Source organism: Pseudomonas sp. NFACC16-2 (assembly GCF_900119205.1).
Classification (GTDB): domain Bacteria; phylum Pseudomonadota; class Gammaproteobacteria; order Pseudomonadales; family Pseudomonadaceae; genus Aquipseudomonas; species Aquipseudomonas fluorescens_Q.
Genome location: NZ_FPIX01000019.1, coordinates 1 through 26,507, shown reverse-complemented (window position 1 = coordinate 26,507; position 26,507 = coordinate 1). Strand labels below are relative to the sequence as shown.

25 protein-coding genes are annotated in these 26,507 nt (G+C 60.4%); 14 read left to right on the top strand and 11 right to left on the bottom strand.

Going from position 1 to position 26,507, the window contains the following annotated elements; translation table 11 throughout:
• Positions 1-321 precede the first annotated feature (321 nt).
• Together BT116_RS16690 and BT116_RS16685 are read left to right on the top strand one after the other, a co-directional pair.
• Complete coding sequence (locus BT116_RS16690; protein WP_072345680.1) at positions 322-1,620, top strand: alpha/beta fold hydrolase; 1,299 nt, start codon at positions 322-324, stop codon at positions 1,618-1,620.
• On the top strand, positions 1,613-2,401 hold the full coding sequence (locus tag BT116_RS16685) for an MlaA family lipoprotein (protein ID WP_072345678.1): 789 nt from the start codon (positions 1,613-1,615) through the stop codon (positions 2,399-2,401). Before BT116_RS16690 ends, BT116_RS16685 begins: the two co-directional genes overlap by 8 nt.
• 178 nt (positions 2,402-2,579) lie before the next feature.
• Here BT116_RS16685 and BT116_RS16680 read toward each other — a convergent pair whose 3' ends face one another.
• The 3 genes from BT116_RS16680 to BT116_RS16670 form a co-directional block, all read right to left on the bottom strand.
• Entirely contained in the window at positions 2,580-3,545 is a 966-nt protein-coding gene (locus tag BT116_RS16680; protein ID WP_072345676.1) for a WaaS/CpsH family glycosyltransferase, read from the bottom strand.
• 125 nt (positions 3,546-3,670) lie between these two features.
• Positions 3,671-4,813, bottom strand: a complete 1,143-nt coding sequence (locus tag BT116_RS16675; RefSeq protein WP_072345674.1) for an acyltransferase family protein — start codon at positions 4,811-4,813, stop codon at positions 3,671-3,673.
• 67 nt (positions 4,814-4,880) lie between these two features.
• A complete protein-coding gene (locus BT116_RS16670; RefSeq protein WP_072345672.1) occupies positions 4,881-5,795 on the bottom strand; it encodes a DUF808 domain-containing protein in 915 nt (304 codons plus the stop codon).
• Positions 5,796-5,925: 130 nt separating this feature from the next.
• Between BT116_RS16670 and BT116_RS16665 the strand changes: the two genes are divergently transcribed.
• On the top strand, positions 5,926-6,531 hold the full coding sequence (locus BT116_RS16665) for a TetR/AcrR family transcriptional regulator (protein ID WP_014339596.1): 606 nt from the start codon (positions 5,926-5,928) through the stop codon (positions 6,529-6,531).
• Positions 6,532-6,663: 132 nt separating this feature from the next.
• Here BT116_RS16665 and BT116_RS16660 read toward each other — a convergent pair whose 3' ends face one another.
• Positions 6,664-7,104 (bottom strand): GlcG/HbpS family heme-binding protein, encoded by a 441-nt coding sequence (locus tag BT116_RS16660; protein WP_072345662.1) that lies wholly within the window; start codon positions 7,102-7,104, stop codon positions 6,664-6,666.
• Positions 7,105-7,372: 268 nt separating this feature from the next.
• Here BT116_RS16660 and gcl point away from each other — a divergent pair, with 268 nt between their 5' ends.
• From gcl to BT116_RS16620, 8 genes are all read left to right on the top strand, one after another.
• On the top strand, positions 7,373-9,148 hold the full coding sequence (gene gcl, locus BT116_RS16655; RefSeq protein ID WP_072345661.1) for a glyoxylate carboligase: 1,776 nt from the start codon (positions 7,373-7,375) through the stop codon (positions 9,146-9,148).
• A gap of 149 nt (positions 9,149-9,297) precedes the next feature.
• Positions 9,298-10,080, top strand: a complete 783-nt coding sequence (hyi, locus tag BT116_RS16650) for a hydroxypyruvate isomerase (protein WP_072345660.1) — start codon at positions 9,298-9,300, stop codon at positions 10,078-10,080.
• A 177-nt stretch (positions 10,081-10,257) separates the two neighbouring features.
• Positions 10,258-11,148 carry a 2-hydroxy-3-oxopropionate reductase gene (locus BT116_RS16645; RefSeq protein ID WP_072345659.1) on the top strand — a complete coding sequence of 297 codons (891 nt, stop codon included), beginning with the start codon at positions 10,258-10,260 and terminating at the stop codon, positions 11,146-11,148.
• A gap of 92 nt (positions 11,149-11,240) precedes the next feature.
• Entirely contained in the window at positions 11,241-12,521 is a 1,281-nt protein-coding gene (locus BT116_RS16640; RefSeq protein ID WP_072345658.1) for a glycerate kinase type-2 family protein, read from the top strand.
• A 178-nt stretch (positions 12,522-12,699) separates the two neighbouring features.
• On the top strand, positions 12,700-13,614 hold the full coding sequence (locus BT116_RS16635; protein ID WP_072345657.1) for an urea transporter: 915 nt from the start codon (positions 12,700-12,702) through the stop codon (positions 13,612-13,614).
• A 20-nt stretch (positions 13,615-13,634) separates the two neighbouring features.
• Positions 13,635-14,459, top strand: a complete 825-nt coding sequence (locus tag BT116_RS16630) for an ion transporter (protein ID WP_072345655.1) — start codon at positions 13,635-13,637, stop codon at positions 14,457-14,459.
• Positions 14,460-14,552: 93 nt separating this feature from the next.
• A complete protein-coding gene (locus tag BT116_RS16625; protein ID WP_072345651.1) occupies positions 14,553-15,551 on the top strand; it encodes a sulfate ABC transporter substrate-binding protein in 999 nt (332 codons plus the stop codon).
• 294 nt (positions 15,552-15,845) lie between these two features.
• On the top strand, positions 15,846-17,048 hold the full coding sequence (locus BT116_RS16620) for an MFS transporter (protein WP_072345649.1): 1,203 nt from the start codon (positions 15,846-15,848) through the stop codon (positions 17,046-17,048).
• A gap of 60 nt (positions 17,049-17,108) precedes the next feature.
• On the opposite strand, the gene BT116_RS16615 is transcribed toward BT116_RS16620, so the two are convergent.
• From BT116_RS16615 to BT116_RS16600, 4 genes are all read right to left on the bottom strand, one after another.
• Positions 17,109-17,300: a PLDc N-terminal domain-containing protein gene (locus tag BT116_RS16615; RefSeq protein WP_003204476.1), complete on the bottom strand. Its 192-nt coding sequence runs from the start codon at positions 17,298-17,300 to the stop codon at positions 17,109-17,111.
• A 71-nt stretch (positions 17,301-17,371) separates the two neighbouring features.
• Positions 17,372-17,902: a hypothetical protein gene (locus BT116_RS16610; protein ID WP_063324827.1), complete on the bottom strand. Its 531-nt coding sequence runs from the start codon at positions 17,900-17,902 to the stop codon at positions 17,372-17,374.
• Positions 17,903-18,151: 249 nt separating this feature from the next.
• Positions 18,152-18,670, bottom strand: coding sequence for an ankyrin repeat domain-containing protein (locus BT116_RS16605; RefSeq protein ID WP_060741139.1), 519 nt, complete (start codon positions 18,668-18,670; stop codon positions 18,152-18,154).
• Positions 18,671-18,764: 94 nt separating this feature from the next.
• Positions 18,765-20,603: a long-chain-acyl-CoA synthetase gene (locus BT116_RS16600; RefSeq protein ID WP_072345647.1), complete on the bottom strand. Its 1,839-nt coding sequence runs from the start codon at positions 20,601-20,603 to the stop codon at positions 18,765-18,767.
• 353 nt (positions 20,604-20,956) lie between these two features.
• Between BT116_RS16600 and BT116_RS16595 the strand changes: the two genes are divergently transcribed.
• On the top strand, positions 20,957-21,235 hold the full coding sequence (locus tag BT116_RS16595) for a DUF3509 domain-containing protein (protein WP_003204481.1): 279 nt from the start codon (positions 20,957-20,959) through the stop codon (positions 21,233-21,235).
• Between the two features lie 204 nt (positions 21,236-21,439).
• Here the strand turns inward: BT116_RS16595 and BT116_RS16590 are convergent, their stop codons facing one another.
• Genes BT116_RS16590 through aroC form a run of 3 tightly spaced genes read right to left on the bottom strand, consistent with a single transcriptional unit; the run spans position 21,440 to position 24,279 of the window.
• On the bottom strand, positions 21,440-21,973 hold the full coding sequence (locus tag BT116_RS16590) for a 1,2-dihydroxy-3-keto-5-methylthiopentene dioxygenase (protein WP_072345634.1): 534 nt from the start codon (positions 21,971-21,973) through the stop codon (positions 21,440-21,442).
• Between the two features lie 34 nt (positions 21,974-22,007).
• Positions 22,008-23,153 (bottom strand): MFS transporter, encoded by a 1,146-nt coding sequence (locus BT116_RS16585; protein WP_072345633.1) that lies wholly within the window; start codon positions 23,151-23,153, stop codon positions 22,008-22,010.
• A 34-nt stretch (positions 23,154-23,187) separates the two neighbouring features.
• On the bottom strand, positions 23,188-24,279 hold the full coding sequence (aroC, locus tag BT116_RS16580; RefSeq protein WP_003204486.1) for a chorismate synthase: 1,092 nt from the start codon (positions 24,277-24,279) through the stop codon (positions 23,188-23,190).
• A gap of 142 nt (positions 24,280-24,421) precedes the next feature.
• Between aroC and BT116_RS16575 the strand changes: the two genes are divergently transcribed.
• Positions 24,422-25,387: an alpha/beta hydrolase gene (locus tag BT116_RS16575; RefSeq protein WP_072345632.1), complete on the top strand. Its 966-nt coding sequence runs from the start codon at positions 24,422-24,424 to the stop codon at positions 25,385-25,387.
• Between the two features lie 106 nt (positions 25,388-25,493).
• A complete protein-coding gene (locus tag BT116_RS16570; RefSeq protein ID WP_063324822.1) occupies positions 25,494-26,282 on the top strand; it encodes a hypothetical protein in 789 nt (262 codons plus the stop codon).
• The last annotated feature ends 225 nt before the right edge of the window (positions 26,283-26,507 follow it).

Below are 26,507 nucleotides of genomic sequence, written 5' to 3'. Positions count from 1 at the left end.
ACGTCAGTGGAGTACTGACCTGTCGATCATCAACCCGCGCCGATCTGGAACCTGCTCTGCCTGCGACGTCGAGACAACGAGAAACGACATCAGAACGCCAGCTCTCAGTTCCGGGCATTTGTAGCTCCGTCACACATGAGATTTAGCAGTCAAATCCAGCAAACGCCAGATAACTAGCCGCCAGCACGCACGACCGTGTATCGTCCCGCTACTATCGCACCCCCGTCCGTGCCTGTTTTGTGCCCGTCATGGCACTTGGCTCTGCTTCGGTGGTCATAGCCTGCGAACCTCATTCGGCACCTTCCTCTAAGGGATCCAGTCATGCTCCGTTCCTTGCGCTTCGCTGCCCTTCTCGGCGGCCTTATCCTGAGTGCGTCCGCGCTGGCTGCAGACATTGACGCCGCCAGCTATGGCTACCCCTTGACCAACCCGTTCGAGGCGACCATCGCCACCACGCCACCGGACCTGCGTCCGGAGTTGCCGCTGATCGAAGACATCGACCAGGCGGACCACAGCCTGACCCTGCGCCCGGAACGCGAGTTCATCCTGCCGGACAACTTCTGGCCGGTGAAAAGCCTCACCTACCGCATGGCCACCCAGGACAAACCCGCGCCGCTGATCTTCCTCATCGCCGGCACCGGTGCGCGCTTTGACAGCAGCATTAATGAATACCTCAAGCGCCTCTACTACAAGGCCGGCTACCACGTGGTGCAGTTGTCCTCGCCCACCAGCTTCGACTTCATGAGCGCCGCTTCGCGCTTCGCCACGCCAGGCATTTCCAAGGAAGATGCCGAAGACATGTACCGGGTGATGCAAGCCGTGCGCGCGCAGAACCCCAAGCTGCCAGTGACCGAGTATTACCTGACCGGCTACAGCCTCGGCGCCCTGGACGCGGCCTTCGTCGCACACCTGGACGAAACCCGGCGCAGCTTCAATTTCAAGAAGGTGCTGCTGCTCAACCCACCGGTGAACCTCTATACCTCAATCACCAACCTGGACAAACTGGTCCAGACCGAGGTCAAGGGCATCAACAACACCACCACTTTCTATGAGTTGGTGCTGAACAAGCTGACGCGCTACTTCCAGCAAAAAGGCTACATCGACCTCAACGATGCCCTGCTCTACGACTTCCAGCAGTCCAAGCAACACCTGAGCAACGAGCAGATGGCCATGTTGATCGGCACCTCGTTCCGTTTCTCGGCGGCCGACATCGCGTTCACTTCGGACCTGATCAATCGGCGCGGGCTGATCATCCCGCCCAAGTTCCCGATTACCGAAAGCACCAGCCTGACGCCGTTCCTCAAGCGTGCGCTGCAATGCGATTTCGACTGTTACCTCACCGAGCAGGTGATTCCGATGTGGCGCGCGCGCACTGACGGCGGCAGCCTGTTGCAACTGGTCGACCAGGTCAGCCTGTACGCGCTGAAGGATTACCTGCACGACAGCCCGAAGATTGCCGTCATGCACAATGCCGACGACGTCATTCTCGGCCCGGGCGACCTGGGCTTCCTGCGCAAGACCTTTGGCGATCGCCTGACGGTTTATCCACTGGGCGGCCATTGCGGCAACATTAATTACCGCGTCAACAGCGACGCGATGCTGGAGTTCTTCCGTGGCTAAATATCTCCTGCTTATCGCTGCGTTAATGAGTGCTGGCCTGGCCCAGGCCGATAACAGCAAGGCCAATGCGCCTGTGGTGGTGGACTCCGATGGCTTCAAGGAGCCGTTGAGCAAGCTCAAGTTCAACCCGGGGCTGGACCAGCGTGAGTTCGAGCGCTCGACGCTCAACGCCTTGAACGTCTATGACCCGCTGGAATCCTGGAACCGCCGCGTCTACCACTTCAACTACCGCTTCGACCAATGGGTCTTCCTGCCGGTGGTCGATGGCTACCGCTACGTCACGCCCAGCTTCGTGCGCACCGGCGTCAGCAACTTCTTCAACAACCTAGGGGATGTGCCGAACCTGATGAACAGCCTGCTGCAATTCAAGGGCAAGCGTTCGATGGAAACCACGGCGCGCCTGCTGCTCAATACCACCGTCGGCATCGCCGGCCTGTGGGACCCGGCTACCGCCATGGGCCTGCCGCGCCAGAGCGAAGACTTCGGCCAGACCCTGGGCTTCTATGGCGTGCCGGGCGGCGCGTATTTCGTGCTGCCGATCTTCGGTCCGTCGAACCTGCGCGACACCTCGGGCCTGCTGGTGGACTACACAGCCGAATCGGCGATCAACTTCCTGAACGTCTCCGAAGTCAGTTCCAACCACCCGGAGCTGCTGCTTCTGCGCGGCGTCGACAAACGCTACCAGACCAGCTTCCGCTACGGGCAACTGAACTCGCCGTTCGAGTATGAGAAGGTGCGCTACGTGTACACCGAATCGCGCAAGTTGCAGATTGCCGAGTAATCCTGCAGAAAGAGCAGGTTGTGACCAATGGGGGTTGGCTTAATAACCGATCCCCTTGATGTGCGTTCACAAACAAAAAGCCCCCCGGCATGCTCGATGACGGAGGGCTTTTCAGCGTATGGGATAAGCATCATCAGCTCACCTTGATAGGTTGCATTGCGTGCTTGTCCAATGCGACCTATCGCTGGTCATCGGCAAGTGGAGCGAACACTTCGCCAGCCCAACGGTTCATGCTGTACTTCTGGACCACATCCACGGGTGGATCAATATATTCCTCAACGAGAAATGACGTCGGGATAACAGGGTGGTCACTGTCAATGACCAAAATGTTTCGCGCATCATAAAAATCGTAATTCATTACCGACGGATTGTTGGTAATGATCTTCTTCCGGTAGAACAACGCGTCGAAGAAGCGAAAGCTCAGGCCTGCATGGCCCGGCCGGACGATATCGATCAGGATTTCCGAGCGTCTAATCAGATCGCCAACTTCATCGAGCGACATCCTTTCCCTGAAAAAAGTGATACCCGGACTGGCATTTTCGACCACTTTGCTTTGTACCAGGAACTTGTAATTCGTGTGGCCAAGACGATCGAATTCCGCTGCAATTCTGCCCAGTACGTCAATGCGATTCTTGCCCGCCATCACTACAAACGCTATGTACTCACGAGTGGTTTCAAGCTCAGTGTCGAGCTCGTAAATGTAGTTGCTGAGCTTCCGGAATCCGTATTCCCGGGCGTCCGCATCATCGAAGGTGTAGACCTTATCGAAACGGGCCAATTGAGCAACCGGCATGGCAAGTCTTGCAACGCCGTCAGACAGGAATGCGATGGTCTGTTGTGCTGCAACCATTGCCTGATCGACAAGAGCGATGTCGATTTGTGCGGGATTTATGATGAGTACGGAGTCGACTTTCCCGGCCTTTTGAATCTGGCGGTGTGCTGCACGAACGGTCAGGAATTTCTTCAGCCATCGTCGCAGCTTTCCAGGTAGAAACCGGATCTCGTCGCGCTGTGCAGAAAGATCAACGAACGTGACCTCATTATTTTGGGCCAAGTAATCGCTGAGCCGCTTTATATAACCGCCGACATCTCGACAAACGATCAGGAGCTTTTTCGATGTGATGTCGGAAGGCAGATAAGCCATGTCGTTCTCGTAAAAAGGGTTGAAGATAGCGGCGTCTTTCCAAAATTAGTAGCTGAACTGCGAATATCAGCCACGCAGAATCCAGACCGATCGCTTGGATCTGGGCACTCGGCAGTTATTTGGAATCATATTTCTTCGGCTGCCTTATCGAGCCGCCTGCGGGGCGCACTGAGGAATGGTCGCTCGATTGACCAGTAGGTCAAAACGCTCAACGCGCTCACCGCCAGAATGATAAGCGGCAAATACCATGCATAGCCAGCGAGTGTGCCTTCTGTGAAATTATATATTTTCAGCAGACTGAACACGCTGTAGATCACGATACCGTGCAGCAGATAGATACTGAAGCTTGCTTCTCCGAGAACCTTTAGCCCCTTGTGTTCCAGGAGTCCGTACAGGCTGTTGCCTAGAACGAATAGCCCGAACGGGATACCGAGAATCAACATCTGCCCCGTTGAGTATGAGCGCATGTTCAGACTCGCGAGCAGGGCCCCGACAGCAATGAGGCAACACCAGAGAGTTGAAAAGTTGATTGACGTCTTGCGCAGCCGAGGTTCAAGAAAGGCGACAGCCATACCCACCAGAAATAGCTTAACGAACCGCTTGTGAAATACGGGGTGATACTCCGGCCATAAGATCGCAATCGCGCCGATGGACACCACCAGGGCGAGGATCGGCAGTTGGCGACGGAACAGGCAATACATGAGCGGGAGCGAGAGATAGAAAAGCGCCTCGTACATCAGTGTCCACTGCACAGAAGCGTTGATCAACTTGCTGTCTGGAAATCCATTGATTGATCCTCCCAGGAAGATTAACCAGCGACCGAGCGCGACGAAATTATCGAGCAGTGGGCTTGGTTCCCCCCTTGCCTGGTAGAAACTGATAACGGCAACCAAGAGAATAGACACGATGTACATTGGGAAAATGCGGCGTAGTCGGGAGGAAAGCAGCGAGCCCCAATTGGGCTGCCCCCTGATCACTTTTTGCGTAAAAAGATAGCCCGTGATCATAAAGAACAAGGACACCGGTACGGCCCCCATATTGTTGATCACGCGGCTATCAGTGACTTGCCAGGTTCCGGTGCTGTGCCACACAAAGGTGATGGCGAAGTGGTGAACCATCACCGCTGTTGCGAGAATTCCACGCAGACCGTCCAACGACGACACCCGGTGTTGTGCTTCAGGGGCGAGCAAAGGGAAGCGCCCGGCAATCAAGCAGAACGCGCTGACGGAAAGGACATATAGCGCCAGCAATTGAAAGGTTTCGATCATTGATTTTTTCCAAATGTATTCGCTGGCTCACGACCTGCGGTGGGGGCTTTGCTGACGGTTGCCAACTTCAACCTTTCAGCGTTTTCCAGACCTTGCCCACAAGCATCACCCCCGCCAACACCGCCGCCCCAGCAACGATCCCCGCCACCGCGTTGAGCAACATCGGCACGATAAACCCGGCGCCGCCGGCGCTGGCCGTCACGCTTTCGATCCAGTGATGCACCACCGGCACGCCATGGGTCAGGATGCCACCGCCCACCAGGAACATGGCTGCCGTGCCGATCACCGACAGGCTTTTCATCATATAGGGCGCTGCACTCAGGATGGCGCCGCCGATGCTTTTGGCGGCCTGCCCTGGCTTTTGCGTCAACCAGAGCCCCAGGTCATCGAGCTTGACGATCCCGGCCACCAAGCCATAGACCCCAATGGTCATGACGATGGCGATGCCCGACAGGACGATCACCTGCTGGGTCAGTGCGGCGTCGGCAACGGTGCCGAGGGTGATGGCGATGATTTCCGCCGACAGGATGAAGTCGGTGCGGACCGCGCCCTTGATCTTGTCCTTTTCAAAGGCCACCAGATCGACCGCCGGATCCGCCACGGCCTCGACCAGTTGCGCATGTTCAGCCTGGTCTTCGGCCGGGCTGTGGAGGAACTTGTGGACCAGCTTTTCGAACCCTTCGAAACACAGGTAGGCGCCGCCCACCATCAACAGTGGCGTCACCAGCCAGGGCACGAAGGCGCTGATCGCCAGCGCCGACGGCACCAGGATCAACTTGTTGATGAACGATCCCTTGGCCACTGCCCAGACTACCGGCAGCTCCCGCTCGGCACGCACACCCGAGACTTGCTGGGCATTGAGCGCCAGGTCATCGCCGAGCACGCCGGCGGTTTTCTTGGCGGCCATCTTGGTCATCAGCGCGACATCGTCAAGCACGGTGGCGATATCGTCGATCAGTACCAGCAAACTGCTTCCGGCCATGGAGGGGCTCCTTGAATAATAATGCCGCGCAGCATACCGCGAGCCGCGGCGCCTTGGGCATTCTTGAGCGCCGCGCGAGGCCGGTGCTACCATGCGCCACCGCCAGAACAGGCAAGGAACCCCTGGGTTTATGAGCACGATCCGCGAGCGCAACAAAGAATTGATCCTGCGTGCCGCCAGCGAAGAGTTTGCCGACAAGGGCTTCGCCGCGACCAAGACCAGCGACATCGCGGCCAAGGCAGGCCTGCCCAAACCCAACGTCTACTACTACTTCAAATCCAAGGAAAACCTCTACCGCGAGGTACTGGAAAGCATTATCGAGCCGATTCTCCAGGCTTCGACACCGTTCAATGCCGACGGTGTGCCCGGCGAGGTACTGAGTCATTACATCCGCTCCAAGATCCGCATTTCCCGCGACCTGCCCTTCGCCTCGAAAGTCTTCGCCAGCGAAATCATGCACGGCGCCCCCCACCTGAGCCCCGACCTGGTGGAACAACTCAACGCCCAGGCCCGGCACAACATCGACTGCATCCAGACCTGGATCGACCGTGGCCAGATCGCCCCCATCGACCCCAACCACCTGATGTTCAGCATCTGGGCCGCCACCCAGACCTATGCCGATTTCGACTGGCAGATCAGCGCCGTGACCGGCAAGGCCAAGCTCGATGAGGCGGATTACGAAGCGGCGGCGCAGACGATCATTCGGTTGGTGTTAAAGGGGTGTGAGCCAGACTGAAGACCGAGTCGCCTCCAATCGCGAGCAAGCCCGCTCCTACACTGGGTTTGCGGTGTCTAGACATTATCTGTCCAGCATCAAACCTGTGGGAGCGCGCTTGCTCACGATGGCGCCAGTCAATTCACCAAAAAATCAAGCAACCACCCCCACATCCGCCCTCAACCGCAGCGCCTCCACCGCCCTGACCGCCACCTGCTCATCCACATCCGAAACATCACCACTGACCCCCATCGCCCCCAGCACCTTCCCGTCCTGATCCCTGATCAATACCCCACCCGGGGCCGGTACGACGTTGTCCTGTCCCAACCCATTCAAAGCGGCATAGAACGCCGGGCGTTGCTGGGCGTCCTGGGCGAGCAGGCGCGAACCTTTACCCAGGGCGATGGCGCCCCAGGCCTTGCCGATGGCGATCTGCGGGCGAAGCAAGCTGGCGCTGTCTTCGCGCTGCAAGGCAACCAGGTGCCCGCCGCTGTCCAGGACCGCGACGGTCAGGGGTGCAGCGCTGATTTCACGACCGATGGCAAGGGCTTGCCCGGCCAGGTTAACGGCGATTTTCAAGGTTAGAACGCTCATGGGTGCTGTCCTTCTTTTGTTATGGGAGAGCCTTGCGGGCTTCACTTTCAGCAAAACCGAACACAACAAATAGAACACAACAATCCACATTTTTGTATACAATAATTTTGCACAAGACGCCTCACTCGATGAATGACTGCAGCAAAACCTGGCCTTCCGACGAGTGAAACAGGTGCTTGAGGAAATGGATTGACCTGCGCCACTTACCGTGAATACACTCTTAACACCGCCACTTGTATACAATTACAAAACGTAAGAGGCACAAACAATGAGCAAAATGAGAGCAATCGAAGCCGCCGTTCTGGTAATGCGCCGTGAAGGCGTGGACACCGCCTTCGGTATCCCGGGTGCCGCGATCAACCCGCTGTACTCCGCCCTGCAGAAGGTGGGTGGCATCGATCACGTCCTTGCTCGCCATGTTGAAGGCGCCTCCCACATGGCCGAGGGCTACACCCGTACCAAGGCCGGCAATATCGGTGTGTGCATCGGCACCTCGGGCCCGGCCGGCACCGACATGGTGACAGGGCTCTACAGCGCCTCGGCCGATTCGATTCCGATCCTGTGCATCACCGGGCAAGCCCCTCGCGCCCGTCTGCACAAGGAAGACTTCCAGGCTGTGGACATCACCAGCATCGTCAAACCGGTGACCAAATGGGCAACCACCGTGCTGGAGCCGGGCCAGGTGCCGTATGCCTTCCAGAAGGCGTTCTTCGAGATGCGCTCCGGCCGTCCGGGCCCGGTACTGATCGACCTACCGTTCGACGTGCAGATGGCCGAGATCGAGTTCGACATCGACGCCTATCAACCGCTTCCGCTGGCCAAACCCGCGGCCAACCGCGTACAGATCGAAAAAGCCCTGGCCATGCTCAATCAGGCTGAGCGTCCATTGCTGGTGGCTGGCGGCGGCATCATCAACGCCGAGGCCAGCGAACTGCTGGTGGAGTTCGCCGAACTGACTGGCATCCCCGTCATCCCAACCTTGATGGGCTGGGGCACCATCCCCGACGATCACCCGCTGATGGTCGGCATGGTCGGCCTGCAAACCTCCCATCGCTATGGCAACGCAACCTTGCTCAAGTCGGACGTGGTGCTGGGCATCGGCAACCGCTGGGCCAACCGTCACACCGGTTCGGTGGATGTCTATACCGAAGGCCGCACGTTCATTCACGTGGACATCGAGCCGACCCAGATCGGCCGTGTGTTCACCCCCGACCTGGGCATCGTTTCCGATGCCGCCTCGGCCCTGACGGTGCTCATCGAAGTGGCCCGTGAATGGCAAGCCGCCGGCAAGCTGAAAAACCGCGACGCCTGGTTGCAAGACTGCCAGCAACGCAAGGCCAGCCTGCAACGCAAGACGCACTTCGACAACGTGCCGGTCAAGCCACAGCGTGTGTACGAAGAAATGAACCAGGTATTCGGCAAGGACACCTGCTACGTCAGCACCATTGGCCTGTCACAGATCGCCGGGGCGCAGTTCCTCCACGTCTACAAGCCACGCCACTGGATCAACTGCGGCCAGGCAGGTCCTTTGGGCTGGACCATTCCGGCCGCGCTGGGGGTGGTCAAGGCCGATCCGAGCCGCAAGGTCGTGGCGCTGTCGGGCGACTATGACTTCCAGTTCATGATCGAAGAGCTGGCGGTGGGTGCGCAGTTCAAGCTGCCCTACATCCACGTCGTGGTGAACAACTCCTACCTGGGCTTGATTCGCCAGGCCCAACGCGGGTTCGACATGGACTACTGCGTGCAACTGTCCTTCGACAACCTCAACGCCCCGGAGCTCAACGGCTATGGCGTGGACCACATTGCCGTGGCCGAGGGCCTGGGGTGCAAGGCGCTGCGGGTGTTCGAACCGAGTCAGATCGCGCCGGCACTGCGCCAGGCCGAGAAAATGATCGAGGAGTTCAAGGTGCCGGTGATCGTCGAGATTATCCTGGAACGGGTAACCAACATTTCCATGGGCACCGAGATCAACGCCGTCAATGAGTTTGAAGATCTGGCGCTGGTGGGCAACGATGCACCGACCGCCATTTCGTTGCTCGATTGAGTGCTGACGTTGATCGTTCCCACGCTCTGCGTGGGAATGCAGCCTGGGACGCTCTGCGTCCCAAAGCGGAACGCGGAGCGTCCCCAGAGGCATTCCCACGCAGAGCGAGGGAACAATCAGAACCAACCTTATATTTACAGGAGACCACCATGCCGCGTTTCGCCGCCAACCTGTCCATGCTGTTCACCGAGCAGGATTTCCTCGCCCGTTTCGAAGCCGCCGCCAAGGCCGGGTTCAGTGGCGTCGAATACCTGTTCCCCTACGACTACAGCTGCGCCGAACTCAAGGCCCTGCTCGACGCCAACGGCCTGACCCAGGTGCTGTTCAACCTGCCGGCCGGTGACTGGGCCAAGGGCGAGCGCGGCATTGCCTGCCTGCCGGACCGGGTCGAGGAATTCCGCGCCGGTGTCGACCTGGCAATCGCCTACGCCCAGGTGCTGGGCAACACCCAGGTCAACTGCCTGTCGGGGATTCGCCCGCAGGACTGCAGTGAAACCCTGGTGGAAAAAACCTTCGTCGCCAACCTGAAATACGCCGCCGAGAAGCTGCAGGCCAAAGGCATCAAGCTGGTGATGGAAGCCATCAACACCCGCGACATTCCCGGCTTCTACCTGAACAACACCACCCAGGCCCTGTCGATCCGCGAGCAGGTGGGCAGCGCCAACCTGTTCCTGCAATACGACATCTACCACATGCAGATCATGGAAGGTGACCTGGCCCGGACCCTGTCGGCGCACCTGGGCGAGATCAACCACGTGCAACTGGCGGACAACCCGGGGCGCAACGAGCCAGGTACGGGCGAGATCAACTACCGCTTCCTGTTCGAACACCTGGACCGCATCGGCTACACGGGTTGGATCGGCTGTGAATACAAGCCGCTGACCACCACCGAAGCCGGCCTGGGCTGGCTTAAAACCCATAACGCGATCTGATCCCGCGCGAGCTTTTGTGGCGAGGGAGCTTGCTCCCGCTCGGCTGCGAAGCAGACGCATGATTTCACCCGGCACGATTTCTGGGGCCGCTTCGCGACCCAGCGGGAGCAAGCTCCCTCGCCACAGGGACACCGAACCCAGAGACACCGGGACATCCAACAACAAGAGGATTTTTCCATGGCTAAAATCGGATTCATCGGCACCGGCATCATGGGCCACCCCATGGCACTGAACCTGCAAAAGGCCGGGCACAGCCTGTTCCTGTCCCAGCACCACGACGTGGCTCCAGCCGACCTGCTGGCCGGTGGCTCGGTGGCGTTGGCCAACCCGAAGGAAGTGGCCCAGGAAGCCGAGTTCATCATCGTCATGGTCCCGGATACGCCGCAGGTCGACGACGTGCTGTTCCGAGCCGATGGCGTGGCGGCGGGCGTGGGCGCGGGCAAGGTGGTGATCGACATGAGCTCGATCTCCCCCACAGCCACCAAGGCCTTCGCGGCGAAGATCAATGAAAAAGGCGCGCAATACCTCGATGCCCCGGTCTCCGGTGGTGAAGTCGGTGCCAAGGCCGCAACCCTGAGCATCATGGTCGGTGGCGATAGCGCCGCCTTCGAGCGCGCCTTGCCGCTGTTCCAGGCCATGGGCAAGAACATCACCCTGGTGGGCGGCAACGGCGATGGCCAGACCGCCAAAGTGGCGAACCAGATCATCGTCGCCCTGAACATCCAGGCGGTGGCCGAAGCGTTGCTGTTCGCCTCGAAAAACGGAGCCGACCCGGCCAAGGTCCGTGAAGCGCTGATGGGCGGTTTCGCTTCGTCGAAGATCCTCGAAGTGCACGGCGAACGCATGATCAAGGGCACCTTCGACCCGGGCTTTTGCATCAGCCTGCACCAGAAGGACCTGAACCTGGCCCTGCAAGGCGCCAAGGAACTGAACATCAACCTGCCCAATACCGCCAACGCCCAACAAGTATTCAGCACCTGCGCGGCCATCGGTGGCAGCAACTGGGATCACTCGGCGTTGATCAAGGGGTTGGAGCATATGGCCAATTTCTCCATTCGCGACAAATAAGTAAGCCCTGCACTCCCCATGTGGGAGCGTGCTTGCTCGCTCCCACAGATAACCGAGTCGCTTCAGCCAATAATAAAAACCGGGAGCCCGCCATGTCGGTCGATCCGCAACAACTGCTGCGCGAGCTGTTTGCCACAGCCATCGACGCGGCCCATCCGCAACACGTCCTTGAACGCTACCTGCCCGGCGATCGCAGCGGCCGGGTGATCGTCATCGGTGCTGGCAAGGCCGCGGCAGCCATGGCGCAAGTGGTCGAGCGCTGCTGGCAAGGCGAAGTGTCTGGCCTGGTGGTGACCCGCTACGGCCATGGCGCGCCCTGCCAGAAAATCGAAGTAGTGGAAGCCGCCCACCCGGTGCCTGACGCCGCCGGCTTGGCCGTGGCCCAGCGGGTGCTGGAAATGGTCAGCAACCTCAGCAAAGACGACCGGGTAATCTTCCTGCTGTCCGGCGGCGGTTCTGCCCTGCTGGCCCTGCCCGCCGAAGGCATCACCCTGGCCGACAAGCAATCGATCAACAAAGCCCTGCTCAAATCCGGCGCGACCATCGGCGAGATGAATTGCGTGCGCAAGCACCTCTCGGCGATCAAGGGCGGGCGCCTGGGCAAGGCCTGCTGGCCGGCGACGGTGTACACCTACGCGATATCAGATGTGCCCGGCGATCTTGCCACGGTCATCGCCTCCGGCCCCACCGTGGCCGACCCCAGCACCTCGGCCGAAGCCCTGGCGATTCTCCAGCGCTACCAGATCGAGGTGCCGCCCTCGGTGCGCAACTGGTTGCACAACCCCGCGTCAGAAACCGTCAAGCCCGGCGACCCGAGCCTGGCCCGCAACCACTTCCAATTGATCGCCCGTCCCCAGCAATCCCTGGAAGCCGCTGCGGTGAAGGCGCGCCAGGCCGGTTTCAGCCCATTGATCCTCGGCGACCTGGAAGGCGAATCCCGGGAGGTGGCGAAAGTCCACGCCGGCATTGCCCGGCAAATCGCCCTGCACGGCCAGCCGCTGGCAGCACCGTGCGTGATCCTCTCCGGTGGCGAAACCACCGTCACCGTGCGCGGCGACGGTCGTGGCGGGCGCAATGCAGAATTCCTGCTGAGCCTGACCGACAGCCTCAAGGGTCATCCTGGCATCTATGCGCTGGCCGGCGACACCGACGGCATCGACGGTTCCGAAGACAACGCCGGCGCCCTCATGACCCCGGACAGTTATCGCCGCGCCGCCGCGCTGGGCCTGTGCGCCAGCGACGAGTTGGACAACAACAATGGCTACGGCTACTTCGCCGCCCTGGATGCGCTGATCGTCACCGAACCAACCCGCACCAACGTCAACGACTTTCGCGCCATCCTGATCCTCGAGAACCCCAAACATGACGCCTGATAAGGCCCGAAGCTGCGGGTCGGTCGATTCGCTGCGCATTGAGACGTTGATCTAATTTTCTGTGGCGAGGGAGCTTGCTCCCGCTGGGCTGCGCAGCGGCCCCTCTTTTTGACGGTTGCGACGCAACCGAGCGGGAGCAAGCTCCCTCGCCACAGTGCTCTCTTATCTGCGATCCATCATGCCCAACCCTTTCTCCAACACCCACTGCCCCGACTGGGCCACCGCCCTGCTCAACGGCTTCAGTCAAGTCTTCCTCCAACGCCATCCGTTGTGCGGCCTGCTGTGCCTGCTGGCGATCCTGCTCACTGCGCCGGCCCTGTTCGGCGGCGCGTTACTGGGCGGGGTGGCCGGATTGCTCACGGCCCAGCGACGCGGTTACGCCAAGGCCGACCGGCAAGCCGGGCTGTTCAGTTACAACGGCATCCTGCTGGGCTTGCTACTGAGCCTCGCGTTGCCCTGGTCCGTCCTGTTGCCGCCGTTGATCATCGCCGCAGGCGGTCTCAGCGCAATGTTGACCCAGCAGTGGCTCAAGCGCAGCCGAGGCCCTCGATGCCTGCCCGCCTACACTGCGCCTTTTGTAGGGTTGGCTTGGCTGCTGATGAGTTTCACCCCGCCGCCGCTCTCAACCACCTCGATTGAAATGACAGTACCCAACCTGCTGGCCGCGCATTTGAGTGGGCTGGGCCAGGTCATGTTTCTCGGCCACCCAGCGGCGGGGGCGCTGATCGCAGCCGGCCTGCTGCTGGCCAACCGGCGCGCCGGCGCTTGGGCATTGTTCGCTTCCGCCGTCGGCCTGGCCTTCACCTTGTCGCAACATGACAACGCAACCGCCCTTTGCGGGCTGGGTGGCTACAACCCGGTGTTGGTGGCGCTGGCCCTCAGCCAACAGCGCCGCCAAGCCTGGCTGCCACTGGCGGGCATTCTCCTGACGGTCATGCTTACCCCAGGTTTTATCGCCCTCGGCCTGCCTCCCCTGACGGCACCGTTCATCCTCGCGTGCTGGTTGATCCAGGCCACCGACCGGGCGTGGCGCCAGGCCAGCCTCGACAGCACGCCTTGCGCTCTGCAGGGCAATCGCCCTAGGCTTCGCTGATTCCGGTTCAGGCGACGATTATGCAAAGCAGCAACAACTGGCGCGAACGCCTCTACGTAATCATTTTCCAGTCCGACACCGTCGCCGGTCGGCGCTTCGATAGCACCTTGCTGTTGATCATCCTCGCCAGCCTGGTGATCGTGATGCTCGACAGCATCGACAGCGTGCATAAAAACTACGCGGCCCTGCTGGCCGGTATCGAGTGGGGCTTCACCTTCGTCTTCATCGTCGAGTACGGCCTGCGCCTGTACTGCTCGCCCAAGCCGCTACGCTATGCCTTTAGTTTCTACGGGCTGGTGGACCTGCTGGCGATCGTGCCGGGGATCCTGGCGCTGTACTACAGCGATGCCCAATACCTGCTGATCATTCGGATCATCCGCATGCTACGGATTTTCCGCGTGCTCAAGCTCAGTCCTTACCTCAAGCAAGCCAACTACCTGATGGCGGCGCTGCGGGGGAGCAAGCAGAAAATCATCGTGTTCCTGGTCAGCGTCTCGACCCTGGTGACCGTCTTCGGCACGCTGATGTACGTCATCGAAGGCCCCGAGCATGGCTTTACCAGCATTCCCAAGGGCATCTATTGGGCGATCGTGACACTCACCACTGTGGGCTTCGGCGACATCGTGCCCAAGACGCCGCTGGGCCAGGTGGTGTCATCCCTGGTAATGATTACCGGCTATTCGATCATCGCTGTGCCGACGGGTATTTTCACGGCTGAACTGGCCACCGCCATGCGCGGTGACCAGCTCCAGCACGATTGCCCGGTGTGCAGCAAAAACAACCACGAACACGGCGCCGCTTTCTGCTCCCGTTGTGGCAATGCGCTGTTTAAGAAATTGGAATAAGCAAAGCACTTTTTGATGCTTGAAGGTCTATAGGCTTGCAGCTAGTGTGCTGGCTAATTGCCCGGAACCCCCGTTGATAAAAAGGAATTCGCAGTGAAGAACTTCTTTGGCGCCTCCCTTCTCGCCGCCGGCCTGACCTTTGGCAGCCTGGCCCACGCCGCCCCGACCCTGCTCAACGTTTCCTACGACGTGATGCGCGATTTCTACAAGGACTACAACGCTGCCTTCCAGAAACACTGGCAGGCCGAGCACAACGAAAACATCACCGTGCAGATGTCGTTCGGCGGCTCCAGCAAGCAGGCACGCTCGGTGATCGACGGGCTGCCAGCGGATGTCATCACCATGAACATGGCCACCGACATCAATGCCCTGGCGGACAACGGCAAACTGGTGCCCGAGAACTGGGCCACCCGCCTGCCGAACAACAGCGCGCCGTTCACCTCGGCCACGGTGTTCATCGTGCGCAAAGGCAACCCGAAAGCCTTGAAAGACTGGCCCGACCTGCTCAAGGACCGTGTACAGGTGATCGTGCCCAACCCGAAAACCTCCGGCAACGGTCGCTACACCTACCTGTCGGCCTGGGGTTACGTGCTGAAAAATGGCGGTGACGAGAACAAGGCCAAGGCCTTCGTCGGCAAACTGTTCAAGCAGGCGCCGGTACTGGACACCGGCGGCCGCGCCGCGACGACCACGTTCATGACCAACCAGATCGGCGACGTGCTGGTGACCTTTGAAAACGAAGCAGAAATGATCGCCCGCGAATTCGGCCGCGACCAGTTCGAAGTGATCTACCCGAGCGTTTCCGCCGAGGCCGAGCCGCCGGTCAGCGTGGTCGACAAGGTTGTCGAGAAAAAAGGCTCCCGCGAAGCCGCCGAGGCCTACCTCAAGTACCTGTGGTCGCCCGAAGGCCAGGAAATCGCCGCCGCCAACTATCTGCGCCCACGGGACCCGGCGGTACTGGCCAAATACACCGACCGCTTCCCGAAAGTGGACTTCCTGTCGGTGGAAAAAACCTTCGGCGACTGGCGCACGGTGCAGAAGACTCACTTCAATGACGGTGGGATTTTCGACCAGGTCTATAGCGGCCAGTAAGAAAACAAATGAGTCATGCGCGGTCCTGTGGCGAGGGGATTTATCCCCGCTGGGCTGCGCAGCAGTCCTAAAATCGGACACTGCTGTGTTTCAGACAAATCGCGTCGGCTGCATTTGGGGGCTGCTTCGCAGCCCAACGGGGATAAATCCCCTCGCCACAAAGACAGCGCCAGCGCGCTCCCGATGAGTTCATCATCAACCGCAAGCATGTCTGATATCAGCCGCAAAGCCTGTTCCTGAGCCCTGCAAGTCTTTAGCCTCACGCCATCCTTTCAATTGATCGACGAGATTGCCATGAGTGCTCATTCACCTACCTCGCCCGGCAGCGCCCTGACCCGCGGCATGGTCCTGCTCTTCGCCTTCTGCTGCGGCGCCATCGTCGCCAACATCTACTACGCCCAACCCATCATCGAACTGATCGCACCCGACGTCGGCTTGAGCAGCACCATGGCCAGCCTGATCGTCTCGCTGACACAGATCGGTTATGCCTTGGGCCTGTTTTTCCTGGTGCCACTGGGGGACTTGCTGGAAAACCGTCGGCTGATGATCATCACTACCATGGTGGCGATCGCCAGTTTGTTAGGGGCAGCGTTCACCGATCAACCGAACGTATTCCTGCTGGTTTCGCTGTTGGTGGGGTTTAGCTCGGTGTCGGTGCAAGTCCTGATTCCGCTGGCCGCGCACCTGGCTCCAGAGGAATCCCGGGGGCGGGTCGTGGGTGGGATCATGGGTGGCCTGTTGCTGGGAATCCTGCTGGCGCGGCCGGTCTCCAGCATCGTGGCCGATCACTTCGGCTGGCGGGCCATGTTCATCATCGCCGCCGCGTTGATGGCCGCCATCAGCGTCGTCCTGGCACTGACCGTGCCCAAGCGCCAGCCCGACCATAGCGCCTCTTATGGCCAACTGCTGGGCTCGCTCGGCACCCTGCTGCGTCAACAACCGCTGTTGCGGCAACGGGCGTTCTACCAGGCCTGCATGTTCGCCACGTTCAGTCTGTTCTGGACCGCCGTGCCGCTGGAACTGTCACGCAACCATGGCCTGTCCCAGACTGAAATCGCCTTGTTCGCCCTGGTCGGTGCCATTGGCGCCATCGCCGCGCCCATCGCCGGTCGCCTGGCGGATGCCGGCCATACCCGCATCGCCTCGCTGCTGGCGATGCTGTTCGCCAGCCTGAGTTTCCTGCCGACATTCATCCATCCGTTCTACAGCGTGATCGGCCTGGCGGTGACCGGCGTGGTCCTGGATTTCTGTGTGCAGATGAACATGGTCCTGGGTCAACGCACCATCTATGCCCTCGATGCCAAGAGTCGCAGCCGGCTGAATGCGCTGTACATGACCAGCATCTTCGTCGGTGGCGCTTTCGGCTCATCGATTGCCAGTGCGGTGTACGAAAACGGCGGCTGGTTGTGGGTGGTGATCGTCGGCAGCGCCTTCCCGCTGTTGGCCTTGCTGCGCTTCTTGAGTACCTCGCGCAAGCCGTCCCTGGCTACGGCCTGAATACCCCACGCATGAAAAAGCCCGGTCGCCTTCAGCGCCCGGGCTTTTTGGTGGAGCGTGTCAAATCCGCACGTTGCCACGCGGCCCGGCAATCGCCCAGATGATCAGGCCCAGTACCGGCAACAGCAGGATCAGCAACACCCAGAGGATTTTCATCCCGGTTTCCGCGCCACTCTTGAGTACGTTGATGATCGCCCAGATATCGAGCGCCAGGATGATCAGGCCGACCAGGCCGTTGAAAGTGGAACCCATGGTGTCGCTCCCAAATGGTGGTGTGCACACTTAGGATAGCGGGCCCCTGGCAAGGGTTCCGTTTTATTGCTTCAGACGTGGACCGCGACCTTGAGGGCTTCCAGGGAGGGCGCCGCGGCGATGCCGACTTCAGCACACAGTTCCAGCACACGCGGTACATCGTTGCCGTACACCAACACCATTTGCAATTCATCGTCGAGCAATTGGCTGAAGTTCATCAGTACGTAGCCGCCGTTTTCCTTGTTCAGGCTGCTCATCTGGATCTGGATGCGGTTTAGCGCGGTCAGGGCTTCGGTTTTCGCCAGCTGCTTGGGCTTGAGGTTGAACGCCACGCCGGGGCCGAACGAGGCGACGATCTGTTCGAACAGGTCCACGTAGGTGTCGGCCTGGAACAGCACGGTGTCCGGCAGGCTGCCCACCACTACCCACTCACCCAACGGGATCGGGAACGTGTCGTCGTAGTTGATATCGGGGTTGGCCCCCAGGAAAGCCGTCGGATCGGCGTAAGCCTGGGCCGCCTCGTCAGCGATTTTCGCAATGTCCGCCTCGCCGAGGCAGCCGGAGCTGATTTTGCTGATGAGTTCGACGAGTGCGGCTTTCATGGGGTGGATCCTGTGGCGAAGGGTGTCTTGAGGGCGGGCAGGATAACGCATCACATCGGTCGAGTCAGGAACCTGTGGCCCCGGAGCTTTTGTGGCGAGGGGATTTATCCCCGCTGGGCTGCGAAGCAGCCCTAAAGACAGCTTGCCACACCGAGTTGTCAGGTTTTAGGGCCGCTTCGCGCCCCAGCGGGGATAAATCCCCTCGCCACAAGAGCAATGTCACTCCAGGATCACGGCCCCGGAGGAAGATCAGCCCAACATCTTTTCCAACTGCGCCGTGGTGTCCACCGCGCCCATGGTCCTGGCGGCATCCAGAGCCGAGACGCCGTTGGCATCCTTGGCTTTCGGGTCGGCGCCTTTACCGATCAGGTAGTCGACGATTTCCACGCGGTTGAACATCGCGGCCATCATCAGCGCAGTACGACCATCGAAGGAGGCACCTTCCACTTGCGCGCCGCCATCCACCAACGCCGAAACCACGGCCAGGTCGCCCTTGAACGCCGCGCCGGCAATCGGGCTCTGGCCGTTGTCGTTGCGGATTTCCGGATCGGCCTTGTGCTCCAGCAATACTTTCACCGTTTCCACATGACCGTGGTAAGCGGCCAGCATCAACAAGGTGTCGCCCTTGTGGTTACGCAGATTGGGCGGCAGGCCCTTGCTCAGCAACGCAGCCATCATGGCCGCATCGCCCTGGCGTGCGACGTTGAACACTTGCTCGGCAAACTCCGCAGCCTCTTCCGGGGTCATCTGGCGGCTTGTATCGGACATGGGAAACTCCACTCGGCTCTTCGCAAAGCGGCTAGTTTCCCGAGGGACCCGGGCGCTGTCATCCCTTTTTTCACTGTGCCTGTCATAGCCAGAATCAATAACGCAATTGTCCGCCCTGAATTCGAACTGCCAGCTGCCGATCCACCCGCACGTAAGTATCGGTGCCCGGCAGCCAGGCGTAGACCGGCTCATCCCCGGTAACGCATGGATCGAATGCTTCGGCCTTGAGTCGGGTCTTCTGGTACTTGAAGGTGCCGGTGGTGTCCATTTTCACCTTGATGCGCAGGAACAGTGGCACGGCATAGGCAGGCAGCTTGCCTTGCAAAAACTGCAACAACTCGCTGAAGTCCAGGGTCGCCAGGGATTCGGACGGGGTGATTGCCGCCATGCCGGCACGGCCATTGGTGCCGTTGATCTCCACGCCATAAGCCACCGCCTCGGCCACCTGCGGATGCTGCAGCAGCACATTTTCGACTTCCGTGGTGGAGACGTTTTCGCCTTTCCAGCGATAGGTGTCGCCGAGGCGATCAACGAACTGCCCATGCCCGAAACCAATGTTGCGCAACAGGTCTCCGGTATTGAAGTAACGGTCGCCCGGGACAAAGACATCCCGGCAGATGGCTTTTTCGGTCAAGGCCTGATCGGTGTAGCCATCCAGCGGCGCCTTCTCGTCGATGCGCGCCAGCAACAGGCCCGGTTGGCCCCTGGGCACTTTTTGCATGCGACCTTGCAGGTTGCGCAGCGGCAGGCCGCTGGCATGGTCGTACTGCACCAGCTCCCAGCCCATCAGGGAAAACCCGATGGTGTTGTCGAAATTCAGGATGTTGGTGAAACCGATATTGCCGTCGCTGGCGGCATACAGCTCACAGATATGGTCGATGCCAAACCGGGTCTTGAAGGTCGACCAGGCCCCGGGCCGCAGACCGTTGCCGATCATTTTCTTCACGCCGTGGTGACGGTCATCGGCCGCGGCAGGCTGGTCGATCAGGTAGCGGCACAACTCACCGACATACCCCAGCGTGGTCGCCCGGTAACGGCGCACGTCGCTCCAGAACTGACTGGCGCTGAACTTGCGCCGAATCGCGAACCCCGATGCCCCACAGATCGCCGCGCCCCAGCACACGCACAGGCCGGTGGCGTGGTACAGCGGCAACGTGCAATACACGACATCGTCGGGCTGCATGTCCAAGGCGATCAGGCCGAAGCTGGTGGACGTGCGCATCCAGCGACCATGGCGAAACACCCCAGCCTTGGGCAGGCCGGTGGTACCCGAGGTGTAGAGATAAAAACACGGGTCGTTGCAGAACACCTGTTGGCTGCATGCCGGATTATCGCTTGGGTAATCCTCGCTGCCAGCCATCAGGTCGATGAAACCGGACGGTGCATGGGACGGGGTATCGGCGCAGTCCTGATCCGCCAGCCACCAGGTCCTGCTGCTCGACAGAGTGGTTCGCGCGCGTATGTCGTTGAAGGCCGCGCCCCGTTCATCCCCGACCACCACCGCGACCGGGTTGACCAAGGCCAGGCTGTGCACCAGCGCATCGCCGGTTTGCGAGGTGTTGAGCATGGCACTGACCGCGCCAACCTTGGCCATCGCCAGCACGCTGATCAGCAGCTGCGGCCGGTTCTCGATGAACATCGCCACGCAATCGCCCTTGCCGATGCCTTGGGCCAGCAGGTAATGGGCGATGCGATTGGCCTGCGCGTTGACCTGTGCATAACTCAACACCGTCTCGCCGTACAGCAGTGCCGGGCCCTGGGGATTGCGTTGCGTGGCCTGTTCGAAACACCAGCCCAGGCCGCAAGGCTGGGTCGGGTCCTGGACGTTGGCCTGCTTCATGCCTTTGACGATCCGGGGGACGGCTTTGGCAATGGCAGGCAGCTTGCGCAGCATCATGCCCCAGGTAATCGCGTCGCTGGGTGTACGACTCATGGTGATCTTCCCCGTTCGACCTCGTGGTCTCGGTTCTTGTTATGGGCAGCAGATGATTGGGCTCGAAAGTACGCCGGCGATTGCGGCGCTGTACATGCGGTTTTTGCAATGTTTTGTATCCGCTGCCCGAGACAGGCGAAGCGTGAGCGCCGCAAAACGATTTGGTTCCAAAAATCATTGCCCGACCACGCAAAATGCAGGATGCACGATGGCTATTCATGCAAGATGCACGAAATAAAAAATACAGTAAAAACATAACTACTTGTTTTTAAAGGATTTTATACAAATCCAAATGCTGGCACAGACAGTGCAACCTCCCCTCCACGGTTTGCCATACCATGGAGCAGTCAACTATGAACATGATTCAAGAAAAGTTTGCGTCCCTGTTTTCCAACTACGAAGTGACCACCCAGCCCCGCCCCGATGGCGGCATTCTGCTGACCTTGCGTAATAGCGACGGCAAGCTGTTCAAACGCACGATTTCCTATGCTCAGTTGCACGCTGGGGATCAGTTGTCCTGGGCGATCAGCGCGATTCGTCGTGACCTGGCTGAACAGGCTAGCGAGTTGCCACAGATCACCTTGCTGCAGAGCCAACATCGGTTTGCTTTGCCGACTTATCATAGCGCTTGAGCCTGCTGGAAAAACGCGGGGCTGCTTGCTTGAAAAAACGGCGCTTCTTTCAGAAATGGGAAGCGCCGTTTTTTTTGGGGCTTCTTTTGGGCGAGTCCGCTTTTGGTTTTGGTCGTTATATCCGTTTCTTCGGTAATGGCTGCTGACGGTTGCGCAGCAATGGATATACACACCCCAAAAACCTCACGGCACCACCCACGCAGGTCAGTCTTCCAAGCGAGGAAACCGGCGAGCAATATCATCCCCCGTAACCTCAGCCACCAACCCCTGCAAATCACCAGACAAACGAATCGTAACGAAATGCGGCCGCTCCCCCATGTCAAACCAATGCGGCATACCAGCCGGCACCGTTATCAAGTCGCTCCTTTCACACAGCACCGCATAGACATAATCCCCAACGTGCAGGTTAAACAAGCCACGACCAGCAACGAAAAATCGCACTTCATCCTGGCTATGGCGATACTCATCGAGCTCCCCAGCCTGTTCCGGGTGATCGCTGCTGACACTGACAACATCGACCTCAACATAACCCCGCTCAGTCATCAACCCATCGATCTGAGCCTGGTAAGCCGCAATGATGTCTTCTTCACTGGCACCCGGCTGGATTTTCACCGCCGCCTCCCAACGGGCAAAGTGAATACCTTGTTCGGCCAGGGTCGCGGCAATGTCCTCGACGTGGGTCAACACCTTGTTCGGGATGTCAGGGCTCGAAACGTGATAGACGGACAGGCTGCTCATGACAAAGGCTCCAGCAAATTAACGGTTCGAAGGCTCATGGCCGGTCCTCTTGCATACGTGTGGCAATGATAACGGCTGCCGCGAAAGCCGCGAGGCTGGCGAGACTGAACGTCCAACTGGCACCCAAGGCGTTCCAGCTATAGCCGGAATACAATGCGCCCAGGGCCCCACCCGTGCCGGCCAACGCCGCATACAGCGCCTGCCCCTGGCCTTGCTGGCGAGGCCCGAAGCTGCGTTGCACGAAATGGATGGCAGCGGCGTGAAAGCTGCCGAAGGTCGCCGCGTGCAGCACCTGGGCGAACAACAATACCCAGAGGAATTCGGCCAGCGAGCCCAACAACAACCAGCGCAACGCCGCCAGCAGGAAGCTCGCCAGCAGCACCCGGCGCACGGAAAACCGCGTCAGGATCCGGCTCATCAGCAGGAAGACCAGAACTTCCGCCACCACGCCGAGGGCCCAGAGCAGGCCGATCAACCCGCGACTGTAGCCCAGGTGTTCGAGGTGCAAGGTCAGGAAGGTGTAATACGGCCCGTGACTCACCTGCATCAGGCCCACACAGGTATAGAACGCCAGCACGCCAGGGTTGCGCAGTTGCCGTAGGAACCCCTCCCCCACGATGCGCGGCCCCTGCAATGGCTGGGCATTGGGCACCCAGAAGCTGGCGAGCACGATGCCGGCCATGATCAGCACCAGCGCCACCGGATAGATGTCCAGGCTCAGCCATTCGAACAAGCGGCCGAGCACGACCACGGTGATGATAAAGCCGATGGAACCCCACAGGCGGATCTGGCTGTAGCGCGAGGCCTGCCCGCCCAGATGGGCCAGGGTGATGACTTCGAACTGCGGCAACACCGCGTGCCAGAAGAACGCATGCAGCGCCATGACCATCGCCAGCCAGGCGTAGCTTTTATCGATGAAGATCAGCGAGAAGGCCAGCAGCGTGCAGATCGCGCCAAACCGCACGATCGCCAGGCGCCGGCCGGTGTAATCCCCCAGCCAGCCCCAGATGTTCGGCGCCACACAGCGCATCAGCATGGGAATCGCCACCAGCTCGCCGATGCGCGCCGCATTGAACCCCAGGTGATCGAAATACAGCGCCAGGAACGGCGCCGTCGAACCGAGCAGCGCGAAATAGAACAGATAGAAACTGGAGAGCCGCCAGTACGGCAGTGCCGCCATGGTCGTCAGGCCACGGCGGCTGGCAGGCAGACCATCAAAGCTGCCCCAGCACCGGGGTGCTGACGCGAACGTCGGCGTTCTGGCCGCGATGACGCAGCAGGTGATCCATCAGCACGATGGCCATCATCGCCTCGGCGATGGGCGTGGCACGGATGCCGACGCACGGGTCATGACGGCCCTTGGTGATGACGTCCACCGGGTTGCCATGGATGTCGATGGAGCGGCCCGGCGTGGTGATGCTGGACGTCGGTTTCAAGGCCAGGTGCGCCACGATTGGCTGGCCCGAGGAAATGCCGCCGAGGATGCCGCCGGCATTGTTGCTGAGGAAACCTTGCGGAGTCAGTTCGTCACGGTGCTCGGTGCCGCGCTGGGCGACACAGGCGAAACCGGCGCCGATCTCCACGCCCTTCACTGCGTTGATGCTCATCAGCGCGTGGGCCAGTTCGGCGTCGAGGCGGTCGAAGATCGGCTCGCCCAGGCCCGGCATCACCCCTTCGGCGACCACGGTGATCTTCGCACCGACCGAATCCTGGTCCCGGCGCAGTTGATCCATGTAGGCCTCGAGTTCCGGCACCTTGTCCGGGTCGGGGCAGAAGAAGGCGTTCTGCTCCACCGAGTCCCAGGTCTTGAACGGGATTTCGATGGGGCCCAACTGGCTCATGTAGCCACGGATGACGATGCCCTGGCTGGCCAGGTACTTCTTGGCAATCGCCCCGGCCGCCACGCGCATGGCGGTTTCCCGCGCCGAGCTGCGACCGCCGCCACGGTAGTCGCGCTCACCGTATTTGTGATGGTAGGTGTAGTCGGCGTGGGCCGGGCGGAACAGATCCTTGATGGCCGAGTAGTCCTTGGACTTCTGGTCGGTGTTGCGGATCAACAGGCCGATGGCGCAGCCGGTGGTGCGCCCTTCGAACACGCCAGAGAGGATTTCGACTTCATCGGCTTCCTGGCGCTGGGTGGTGTGGCGGCTGGTGCCGGGCTTGCGGCGGTCCAGGTCACGCTGCAGGTCGTCCAGGGAAATCTCCAGGCCCGGCGGGCAGCCGTCGACAATGGCGACCAACGCCGGGCCATGGCTTTCGCCCGCTGTGGTGACAGTGAACAGCTTGCCGTAGGTATTGCCGGACATGCAGGGTGCTCCGTGAAATCGCTGAGAGACTCAACCTTGGATTCGTAATGGGCGCCAGTATACGCAGGCTCCCCGCGTAGTTCATCCTCGAACCTTATCGGCGGCCACCAGTCCAACCGGCACCTTCGCAACTAATGGCGTGATGATGTTAAGAGTGCTTGCCTTGAGTCTTACCCTGTTTACCGGCCTGCTTCCCGGCCTAGTCCAGGCCACGGTGCTGCAACGCCCCATCAGCCTCGATACAGGCAGCGGTGAGCTTTTCGGTACCTTGTTGCTGCCCAAGTCCGACACGCCGGTGCCGGTTGTCCTGATCATCTCCGGGTCAGGTCCTACGGATCGCGACGGAAACAACCCCGACGGCGGACGCAACGACAGCCTCAAGCGCCTGGCCTGGGTCCTGGCCAGGCACAACATCGCCAGCGTACGCTATGACAAGCGTGGGGTGGCCGCCAGCCTCGCGGCGACCCCGGACGAGCGCAACCTGAGCGTCGAGGCCTATGTGGCCGATGCCGTGGCCTGGAGCCACAAGCTCGCCGCCGATCCGCGCCTTGGCCCATTGATCTTGCTGGGCCACAGCGAAGGCGCGTTGATCGCCAGCCTCGCCGCGCCCCAGGCCAACGCGGCGGCGGTGATTTCGTTGTCTGGCAGCGCCAGGCCGATCGACCAGGTGCTGCGTCAACAATTGAGCAACCGCTTGCCACCGCCGCTGATGTTGCGCAGCAACGAGCTGCTCGACAGCCTCAAGGCCGGTCGGCCCGACGATAACGTGCCGGCGCAGTTGCTGGTCATTTTCCGCCCCAGCGTACAGCCCTACCTGATCTCGTTGTTCCGCCAGGACCCGGCCCGGGCCTTTGCGGCATTGAAGATGCCTGCCTTGATCATCCAGGGCAGCAACGATATCCAGGTCAGCGTCGATGACGCCAGGCAGTTGAAAGCCGCCAAGCCCGACGCTGAATTGGCGCTGATCGAGGGTATGAACCACGTGATGCGCATCGTGCCCAACGACGTGAAACAGCAACTGGCCTCCTACAAGGATCCCAACCTGCCCCTGGCGGCCGAGCTGGGTACGCGGATTTTGCGTTTTATTGACTCGTTAGCCGCCCGTTAGGCGGTTTTAGTCGATTTAGCTTCAGTACTGGCAAAAACAGCCGATAACCCGGTGTCGGATAGCGCAATGGCTACCGACCCGCCGGCCTGGACAGGATTTTGCCGTTATGACTGAAACTCAAGCTTCCCCCGACACCGCTGCCGAAGCCCCCGCCTCGTCTGCGGTGGAACTGCCGTGGGCCGACGTGCATACCGAGCATCACAAGATGCTCCGCCTGGCGCCGCTCAAGACCGACCGCGCCACCGGTGCGCGGCCATTGCGGTTTGTCGAGTTCAGCTATGCCGAGCGCCACAGCAAGGAACGCAGCCTGCTGCGCATGAGCATCCAGTTGCCGAACCAGCGCGTGCGCAAGGAACAGAACCACTTGGACGTCTGGGCGGACCACGTCGAGAAACGCTTGTTTTTTTCCCCGGACAACCTGCAAGTCGAGCCGTCCAACCGTGGCATCGGCCGTTTCCTGGCGGCCCAGGGCATTACCTGGGCCAAGAAACGCTGGTCGGCCTACCAGGTGCACGGCACCGACCTGGATAACAAGGACGCCCTGAACGAAGACACTCGCCTGCGCCGCGACCGCTTTCTCAAGGCCCAGGGTTTCGAGGTGGTCTATGCCGACGCCCAGCACCTCAAGGGCAGCGTCAAGCCAACCCACGTTGGCGATCTGCTCGGGGATTGGAACACCGAGAAGCTGCAGTTCGTGGAAATCCTTGAAGCGGCGCAGATGCTGCAACAGGCCGAGCAGAACCTGGCGGAACAGGAAGTCAAACTCAAGCAGCAGGAAGAAAAGGTCACCAAGTTCAAGCGCGAAGACGCCGGCCTGCGCTTCACCATCACCTGCCTGGTGGCCTTTGCCATGTTCCAGGCGGGGTTGCTGATCTGGATTGCGACGCGGCACTGAATTGAGGGCTGCTTGACCCATAACCCTGTGGCGAGGGGATTTATCCCCGCTGGGGTGCGAAGCGCCCCCAAACCTGCCCACGCGGTGTATCAGGAAAGTGGCGGGGGCTGCTGCGCAGCCCAACGGGGATAAATCCCCTCGCCACAAGGACAGTTCCGTCAGCTCACTCGGGTCAAACCCGCGAAGCAAACAACCCCTGGTGCTGGCGGCACTGCTCGGCGCTGA

Bases quoted from the DNA above. Each gene is read 5' to 3' on its own strand.
- BT116_RS16615 (WP_003204476.1), bottom strand. From the start codon at position 17,300: ATGGGTTCCACTTTCAACGGCCTGGTCGGCCTGATCATCCTGGCGCTC.
- BT116_RS16585 (WP_072345633.1), bottom strand. From the start codon at position 23,153: ATGGCGGCACTGCCGTACTGGCGGCTCTCCAGTTTCTATCTGTTCTAT.
- BT116_RS16575 (WP_072345632.1), top strand. From the start codon at position 24,422: ATGATGTTAAGAGTGCTTGCCTTGAGTCTTACCCTGTTTACCGGCCTG.
- BT116_RS16610 (WP_063324827.1), bottom strand. From the start codon at position 17,902: ATGAAAGCCGCACTCGTCGAACTCATCAGCAAAATCAGCTCCGGCTGC.
- BT116_RS16605 (WP_060741139.1), bottom strand. From the start codon at position 18,670: ATGTCCGATACAAGCCGCCAGATGACCCCGGAAGAGGCTGCGGAGTTT.
- BT116_RS16635 (WP_072345657.1), top strand. From the start codon at position 12,700: ATGCCCAACCCTTTCTCCAACACCCACTGCCCCGACTGGGCCACCGCC.
- hyi (WP_072345660.1), top strand. From the start codon at position 9,298: ATGCCGCGTTTCGCCGCCAACCTGTCCATGCTGTTCACCGAGCAGGAT.
- aroC (WP_003204486.1), bottom strand. From the start codon at position 24,279: ATGTCCGGCAATACCTACGGCAAGCTGTTCACTGTCACCACAGCGGGC.
- BT116_RS16660 (WP_072345662.1), bottom strand. From the start codon at position 7,104: ATGAGCGTTCTAACCTTGAAAATCGCCGTTAACCTGGCCGGGCAAGCC.
- BT116_RS16645 (WP_072345659.1), top strand. From the start codon at position 10,258: ATGGCTAAAATCGGATTCATCGGCACCGGCATCATGGGCCACCCCATG.
- BT116_RS16640 (WP_072345658.1), top strand. From the start codon at position 11,241: ATGTCGGTCGATCCGCAACAACTGCTGCGCGAGCTGTTTGCCACAGCC.
- BT116_RS16630 (WP_072345655.1), top strand. From the start codon at position 13,635: ATGCAAAGCAGCAACAACTGGCGCGAACGCCTCTACGTAATCATTTTC.
- BT116_RS16670 (WP_072345672.1), bottom strand. From the start codon at position 5,795: ATGGCCGGAAGCAGTTTGCTGGTACTGATCGACGATATCGCCACCGTG.
- BT116_RS16675 (WP_072345674.1), bottom strand. From the start codon at position 4,813: ATGATCGAAACCTTTCAATTGCTGGCGCTATATGTCCTTTCCGTCAGC.
- BT116_RS16590 (WP_072345634.1), bottom strand. From the start codon at position 21,973: ATGAGCAGCCTGTCCGTCTATCACGTTTCGAGCCCTGACATCCCGAAC.
- BT116_RS16570 (WP_063324822.1), top strand. From the start codon at position 25,494: ATGACTGAAACTCAAGCTTCCCCCGACACCGCTGCCGAAGCCCCCGCC.
- BT116_RS16690 (WP_072345680.1), top strand. From the start codon at position 322: ATGCTCCGTTCCTTGCGCTTCGCTGCCCTTCTCGGCGGCCTTATCCTG.
- BT116_RS16600 (WP_072345647.1), bottom strand. From the start codon at position 20,603: ATGAGTCGTACACCCAGCGACGCGATTACCTGGGGCATGATGCTGCGC.
- BT116_RS16595 (WP_003204481.1), top strand. From the start codon at position 20,957: ATGAACATGATTCAAGAAAAGTTTGCGTCCCTGTTTTCCAACTACGAA.
- gcl (WP_072345661.1), top strand. From the start codon at position 7,373: ATGAGCAAAATGAGAGCAATCGAAGCCGCCGTTCTGGTAATGCGCCGT.
- BT116_RS16620 (WP_072345649.1), top strand. From the start codon at position 15,846: ATGAGTGCTCATTCACCTACCTCGCCCGGCAGCGCCCTGACCCGCGGC.
- BT116_RS16665 (WP_014339596.1), top strand. From the start codon at position 5,926: ATGAGCACGATCCGCGAGCGCAACAAAGAATTGATCCTGCGTGCCGCC.
- BT116_RS16680 (WP_072345676.1), bottom strand. From the start codon at position 3,545: ATGGCTTATCTGCCTTCCGACATCACATCGAAAAAGCTCCTGATCGTT.